This window comes from Synechococcus sp. R60.1 (genome assembly GCF_047461835.1).
GTDB lineage: Bacteria > Cyanobacteriota > Cyanobacteriia > Thermostichales > Thermostichaceae > Thermostichus.
This window is the reverse complement of record NZ_JANSIA010000121.1, coordinates 1-6912: the sequence shown is the minus strand read 5'-3', so window position 1 is coordinate 6912 and position 6912 is coordinate 1. Positions and strand designations below refer to the sequence as shown.

Annotated in this window: 6 protein-coding genes; 4 read left to right on the top strand and 2 right to left on the bottom strand. The window is 57.9% G+C overall.

All coding sequences use genetic code 11. The features are described 5' to 3' along the window. The first annotated feature begins 84 nt into the window (after window positions 1-84). Entirely contained in the window at window positions 85-825 is a 741-nt protein-coding gene (locus tag NW834_RS12975; protein WP_414399168.1) for a glycerophosphodiester phosphodiesterase, read from the top strand. On the opposite strand, the gene NW834_RS12970 is transcribed toward NW834_RS12975, so the two are convergent. Next, entirely contained in the window at window positions 822-1556 is a 735-nt protein-coding gene (locus NW834_RS12970) for a protein-L-isoaspartate(D-aspartate) O-methyltransferase (RefSeq protein WP_011433763.1), read from the bottom strand. The genes NW834_RS12975 and NW834_RS12970 overlap by 4 nt on opposite strands. A gap of 510 nt (window positions 1557-2066) precedes the next feature. Between NW834_RS12970 and NW834_RS12965 the strand changes: the two genes are divergently transcribed. Next, the gene (locus NW834_RS12965; protein WP_414419003.1) at window positions 2067-3947 is read left to right on the top strand and encodes an AMP-dependent synthetase/ligase; all 1881 of its coding nucleotides are present in this window, start codon (window positions 2067-2069) and stop codon (window positions 3945-3947) included. 13 nt (window positions 3948-3960) lie between these two features. Here the strand turns inward: NW834_RS12965 and NW834_RS12960 are convergent, their stop codons facing one another. Next, a complete protein-coding gene (locus NW834_RS12960; protein ID WP_414331146.1) occupies window positions 3961-4281 on the bottom strand; it encodes a hypothetical protein in 321 nt (106 codons plus the stop codon). 255 nt (window positions 4282-4536) lie between these two features. On the opposite strand from NW834_RS12960, the gene NW834_RS12955 reads away from it, so the two are divergent. After that, window positions 4537-5847, top strand: coding sequence for a (Fe-S)-binding protein (locus tag NW834_RS12955; protein WP_414419002.1), 1311 nt, complete (start codon window positions 4537-4539; stop codon window positions 5845-5847). 115 nt (window positions 5848-5962) lie between these two features. After that, on the top strand, window positions 5963-6912 hold a 950-nt coding region (locus tag NW834_RS12950; RefSeq protein ID WP_414426339.1), incomplete at its 3' end, for an RNA-guided endonuclease InsQ/TnpB family protein.

Genomic DNA, 6912 nt, shown 5'->3' with positions numbered 1-6912 from the left:
GTTTGGAAACAAACAGAATGCTATCGCTGCATAGTTGAACAGTGATGTTCAGCAGTGTTCAGCGTAAATGTATCAGGTGCTGACATGCTCCCCTACACCCAGATTGTCGCCCACCGTGGGGAGCACACCCACGCCGAGGAAAACACGTTGGCCGCTTTTGCTGCCGCTATTGAGGTGGGGGCCGAGCAAATTGAGCTGGATGTGCGCCGTAGCCGAGATGGGATCCCACTGGTTGTTCACGATGCCGATTTGGATGGACAGCCTTTGGCCGCATTAACTTGGGCCGAGATTCGGGCCCGCAAACCCACGATTCCCACTCTTGAAGAGACCCTGTCACATATCAAGGGCAAGATCACCCTCGATATCGAACTCAAAGAAGCAGGCTATGAGGAACAAGTCCTTGCCCTCGTTAGCGATATTTTGACCCCCGAAGAATTTGTGATCACCTCTTTTTTGCCTCAGGTGGTGCAGCGGGTTAAAACGCTTTTGTCCCCGCAACCCAAGGTTGGCCTGTTGATCGAGGCAAAGGCTGAGGAGCAAGCCAAGGGATCTTTACTTACCCGTTGCCGGGAGTTGGGAGCGGATTTTCTGGCCCCCCACTACAGTTGGGTGAACTTGCAGTTCTTGGCTGAAGCTGAACAGGCCGGGATCCCTCTGTACGTTTGGACGGTGAACGATCCTGAAGTGATGAAGTTGTGCTTGCAGCCATTTGCCGGCTCAGTAGGACAAAATCCCGTTGTTCAAGGGTTGATTACCGACCGTCCCCAATTGGCTTTGCAAATTCGCGCCCACCTTTTGGCAGGAGTAGAGGGGGCAAAACCCTAGACCATGGGCACAAACTGCACCGGAAAAGCCCCTTTTTGAACCCATCCTTGGGCTGTTTTGCAGAGGATCAGCAAGGACTGGGATCCCTGGGCACCGGAGTCCGAAGGGCTTTCTCCCACCGGCACCACCAAGGTGCCCCCCACCGCCAGTTGATCCAGCAGCACCATGGGCACAGTTGGGGGCGCTGCCGTCACCAGAATGGCATCGTAGGGAGCATGCTCTGGCCAACCTTGGTAGCCATCCCCCTGACGCACTTCCACGTTGCGATAGCCCAGGGCAGCGAGGGTTTGTTGAGCTTGAGCAGCCAATGGGGACAGACGCTCCAGGCTATACACTTGCCGGGCCAGCTCTGCCAAAACAGCCGCCTGATAGCCGGAGCCGGTGCCGATTTCCAACACCACCGATTCAGGCGTGAGGCGAGCAGCTTCTGTCATAAAAGCAACAATATAGGGCTGAGAAATGGTCTGGCCATAGCCGATGGGCAGAGGGCAATCCCTGTAGGCCCGATCCCGCAGATCAGAGGGGACAAAAAGGTGACGCGGCACTTTTCCCATGGCTTCCAGTACCCGTGGATCTCGGATCCCTCGTTTGATGAGCTGTTTCTTGACCATCTGCTCCCGTTGGGAAGCAAAAGGATCGGAAGCGTCTGGGGGCTGAGGTTCAACTTCTGGGATCCCAGCTGGAGAGCGAGAAGAATGTCTCCACCGGAAGGATGAGAATGGGTTGATCACCGATACACAACCTCCAGAAACGATGAGCTGCTCAGCTAGAAATCGCAGGAGCCCCGTACGGTACCCGTAGGGTCAGTGTCGGGAGGAATGCTATAATGGTACTGCGGACACCAGAAACAGCTGTTTAGGGCACTGGTAACGGTCGATTGGGGGTGCAGTAAACCACCCCAGAGGCTCGCGGTTGGCTTGCTAACTGCAGGGCTACTAAAAGCCCGCTTCGTACCGCCTAGCGGTCGGTGTCGGGTAGTTTACATGAAGCTTACAGCCGGGATCCCCATGGGAGATATGGGATCCGGTTTGATCAAAATTGTAAAGTTTTGTGCGCAATCTGCCGGGGCGAGCAATCACCACCCTGGTTCTGCCAGCGCAAGATTTTATAGTGTTGATCCCTACCTTTTCCCCGCAAGGGGAAGATGGTGAATGGGGTGACAGGCTGGGAACTGTCCTAGCGACACCTGGGGAGAGAGGCTGGGTTTAATAGACTGTAAACGTAATTTACGGTACAGATCTATGACAACTGCTGCCGCTTCTGCTACTCCCACTGCCCCTGAGACGACGCTGCTGAACGTTTGGCAAGTGCTGGCGGAAGAGTTTGCCGGTCAGGTTGCCCTACGGGATCCCCACGCGCAGCCAGTTTTCGAGATGTCTTATGGAGAGCTGTTTCGCCGCATTCAAACCCTGGCGGCTGGCCTGCAGGCTTTGGGCATTTGCCCGGGGGATCGGGTGGCCATTTTTGCCGATAACTCCCCCCGCTGGCTGATGGCCGATCTGGCCACGATGTTCACGGGAGCTGTGAATGTGCCCCGCAGCGCTGTGGCGGATCCCAGTGAGCTGGGCTACATCTTGCGCCACTCCGGTAGCACGGCCCTGATTGCTCAGGATCTGAAGACCCTGAGGCGGATCCGGCCGGATGTGCAGGAGCTGGGCCTGGAACGGCTGCTGTTGCTTTCCGATGAGCAGGAAGCAGGGGTGCTGAACTTTTCCCAATGGCTGCAAAAGGGTCGGGAACACACCTACCAACCCCCAAAGCTGGAGCGATCCCAACTGGCCACCATCATCTACACCTCCGGCACCTCCGGTCGGCCCAAGGGGGTGATGCTCAGCCACGGCAACCTGATGCACCAGGTGGAGAACTTGGGCGTGGTCGTACAGCCACAACCGGGGAATAAGGTGTTGACCATTCTGCCCACTTGGCACTCTTATGAGCGGGCTTGCGAGTATTTTCTCCTCAGCCGTGCCTGCATGCTGGTCTATACCAGCCCCCGCTTTATCAAACAAGATTTTCAACAGGAGCAGCCCCACTATTTGGTGGCAGTGCCGCGGATTTGGGAAACCGTTTATGAAGGGATCCAACGGCAATTCAAAGAGAAAAGCCCCCTGATGCAGCGGCTGATCCGCGCTCTGATGGCCGTGAGTGAGAGCCATGTGCTCTCTGGACGGATAGCTCGCAACCAGTCGATTTTGCATTACGGAGTCAGCCCCTGGGTGCGCCTGCAGGCTCGCCTGCAACATTGGCTGCTCTGGCCCCTGCACCGATTGGCCGATGTGCTGATCTACCGCAAGGTACGACGGGCGTTGGGCCCCAATTTTCAACATGCCATCAGCGGCGGTGGATCCCTGCCTGCCTACTTGGATCTGTTCTACGAGGTGGTGGGCATTTCCATCTTGAATGGCTACGGCCTCACCGAAACTTCGCCGGTGTTGTGCGCGCGGCGTCCAGACAACAATGTGCGCGGTACGGCTGGCCCCCCTCTGCCGGGGACGGAGTTTCGCATTGTGGATCCTGAAACCCGACAGCCCCTGCCCTCCGGCCAAAAGGGGTTGATCCTGGCCCGTGGCCCGCAGGTGATGATGGGCTACTACAACAACCCGGAAGCCACTGCCAAGGTGCTCAGCTCCGACGGCTGGTTTGAAACCGGGGATCTGGGCTGGCTCACCCCCGACGGGCAACTGGTGATCACCGGCAGGGCCAAGGACGTGATCGTGTTGCTCAACGGCGAAAATGTCGAGCCACAGCCATTGGAAGATGCCTGCCTGCAATCTCCCTACATCAGCCAGATTGTGATCGTTGGGCAAGACCAGAAAAAATTGGCCGCCCTCATCTACCCCAACCTCGACGCCCTCAAGGCCTGGGCTGCTGAGCAAGGGATCCCGGCTGAGGATGCCGAGCTGCTGGCCCAGCCCCAGACCCGCACCTTGATTTTGCAGGAGGTGCGCCGCCGCATCCAAGAACGCCCTGGCTACCGGCCCGACGAGCAGGTCAGCGACTTTCGCTTCTTGCCGGAGCCGCTGAGCGTGGAAAACGGCCTTATGACCCAGACCCTGAAGATCAAGCGCAACCCGGTGGCTGAGCGCTATGCCCACCTCATCCAGGAGATGTATCCGGCTTGAGGTGCAGGCCCACCTAAGTTTGGGATCCCCGTTGTTGCTCCAAGTAGCGCCGGAATTGCTCCGGTGGAATGGCCCCTCGGTAGGCTCCACAGTAGTAGAGGGTAAGCACCGCCTTGTAGGCCCAATCGCTTGGCACCACATCCGGGAAAGGGCTGGGCAAAGTATCTGCTTGGTTGTTGGCGCAGGCTTGCAAAATTTGCTCTGTGGTTAGCTGTTCTGCCAGGTCTGGAGGGAGTTCCCGCAGGTTGGCTTGGGCCAGAGCGGCGGTGGGCAGGCTCAAACTGGAGAGGGCTGCGCCCACAAGAGCTGAGGTGAAGAGGTGTTGCACTTTCATAGCACTCCGTGCTGTGCAGAGCACAGACAACTCGAAGAGGGTTAACGAGGGATCGATTGAGAGGGAATCCGTCCGGGGAGTCCCTTCTTCAGGGTAGTACGGACGAAAGGAGCGTCTGGATCTGGATAGAACGCCTCAGCCGCTTTGTTCCCGGATTAAGATGCAGGAAACGGGGGCACCTCCAAAACCCCAAAACAAGCCAAAAGGCAAGATTGAGTCTGTACAGCAGGCTTTTGTGCTGAGAGCTAGAGGCCGATGAACGTATCCAAAGGGCCAAGTTTTGACGGCGTGGATCCCCCGGATCCGAAGCTGATCGATGCCTGTGTGCATTGCGGGTTTTGCCTGACCACCTGCCCCAGCTACCGTGTCATCGGCAAAGAGACGGACTCGCCGCGGGGGCGCATCTATCAGATGGAGGCTCTCAACCAAGGTCAAATCTCCCTCTCGGCGGCTACGGTTTCCCACTTCGACAGTTGTTTGGGCTGTTTGGCCTGTGTTACGGCCTGTCCATCGGGGGTGCAATATGACCGCTTAATTGCCGCCACCCGCCCGCAAATCGAACGCAACTACCCACGTAGCCTTTGGGATCGGCTTTACCGCCAGTTCATCTTCTCGGTGTTTCCTTACCCGGAGCGGCTGCAACCGCTGCTGTGGCCTCTCTGGCTGTACCAAAAAATGGGGATCGGCGCTTGGATCCGAAAGGGTCTGGAAAAGGTCTCCCCGCGTTTGGCGGCCATGGAATCCCTGATGCCCCCCCTGGAGGTGGAGCAACTGCTGCCCAAGCGTTACCCTGAGCGGATCCCGGCGGTGGGAGAACGCCGTTTTCGAGTGGGACTCATTTTGGGCTGCGTGCAGCGCCTGTTTGCCCCGCAGGTGAATGAGGCCAGCATTCGCGTCTTGACCCACAACGGCTGTGAGGTGGTGATCCCGCCTGTCCAGGGCTGTTGTGCGGCCTTGCCCCACCATCAAGGGCAACTGCAGCAGGCGGAAACCCTGGCCCGCCAGATGATCGATGCCTTTGCCAATTGTGAGTTAGATGCCATTCTGATCACCGCTTCCGGCTGCGGACATACCCTGAAAGACTATGGCCACCTATTGGCCAGGGATCCCGACTACAAGGAGAAAGCAGCCCGATTTGCCGCCCAGGTCAAGGACATCCAGGAGTTTCTTGCTCAGGTGGGGTTGACCGCTCCTCTACATCCGCTACAGCCGGAACCCCTGGTGCTGGTCTACCAGGATGCCTGTCACATGCTGCATGGGCAGCGGCTCAGCCAGGAACCCCGACACCTGCTGCGGCAAATCCCGGGGCTGGAGCTGCGGGATCCCGTCGATGCGGCCCTCTGCTGTGGTAGCTCCGGCGTCTACAACCTGTTGCAACCCCAGGTGGCGGATGAGCTGGGATCCCAGAAGGTAAAGAACTTGCTTAACACCGGTGCTCAGGGGATCGTCTCCGCCAATATCGGCTGCCGCCTACAAATCCAGAAACATCTGCGCCTACAGGGCAAAGCCGGGATCCCCATCTATCACCCGATGGAATTGTTGGATCGCGCCCTTACCGCTGCGTGACGCTTTCGCGAACAAGCTACAGGGGCTGCCTCTAGTCCCCGATCTGCTGAACAATTGGTTACTTTGCGGAACCGAAATAGCCATTAAACTAAGCATGTTGGCCACGGCTATCTGAATGCTGCTTGGATTCCGCACCCGCTTAGAGCTGAATAACCGGCAGAAGACCCTAGCCGCTCAGCACGCTGGGGTAGCCCGTCACGCCTACAACTGGGGCCTGGCCATCTGTCGGCAAGCCCTGGAGAACCGGCAGAAACTCCCCACCGCCATTGACCTGCACAAGCGCCTGGTAGCCGAGGTTAAGAAGGAAAACCCCTGGTACTACCAGGTCTCCAAATGCGCTCCTCAGCAGGCATTACGCAACTTGGAGCAAGCCTTTAAGCGCTGGCGGGGTGGGTTGGGGAAGTTCCCCCGCTTCAAACGCAAGGGAGTGCGAGACAGCTTTTACCTAGAAGGCAGCATCCGCATTTCTGGCGACCGCATCAAGGTGCCTATCTTCGGTTGGCTGCGCTGTGCAGAGTTACTTCCGGCGACCACACCCAAGAACGTGGTCATTAGTCTTCGCGCCGGACATTGGTATATCTCCTTCAAATATGAAGCTCCAGCGCCTCAGGTGGAGAAGACCGGGGAAGTTGTGGGAGTGGACTTAGGTATCCATCACCTGGCCACCTGTTCCGACGGGGAAGTATTCGAGAACCCAAAGCCCTACCGCAAGGCGAGGAAGCGTCTGGCCAGACTGCAACGGCGGCTGAGTCGCAAGCAGAAGGGATCCGCTAACCGTAAGAAGGCGGTGGTGCAGTTAGGCAAGGCCCATAAGCGGGTGGCAGACATTCGGCAAGACAATCTGCACAAGCTAACGACTTACCTGGCCAAGAAGTATCGGGTGGTGGTGATTGAGGGCTTGCAGGTGAAGAACCTGCTCAAGAACCGCAAGCTGGCAGGAGCGCTGTCAGACTGTGGGTTCTACGAGTTTCGGCGACAGCTAGAGTATAAGGCCCGGCTCTACGGCTGTCAGGTGGTGGTGGCGGATAGGTTTTATCCGTCCAGCCAACTGTGTTCAGGGTGTGG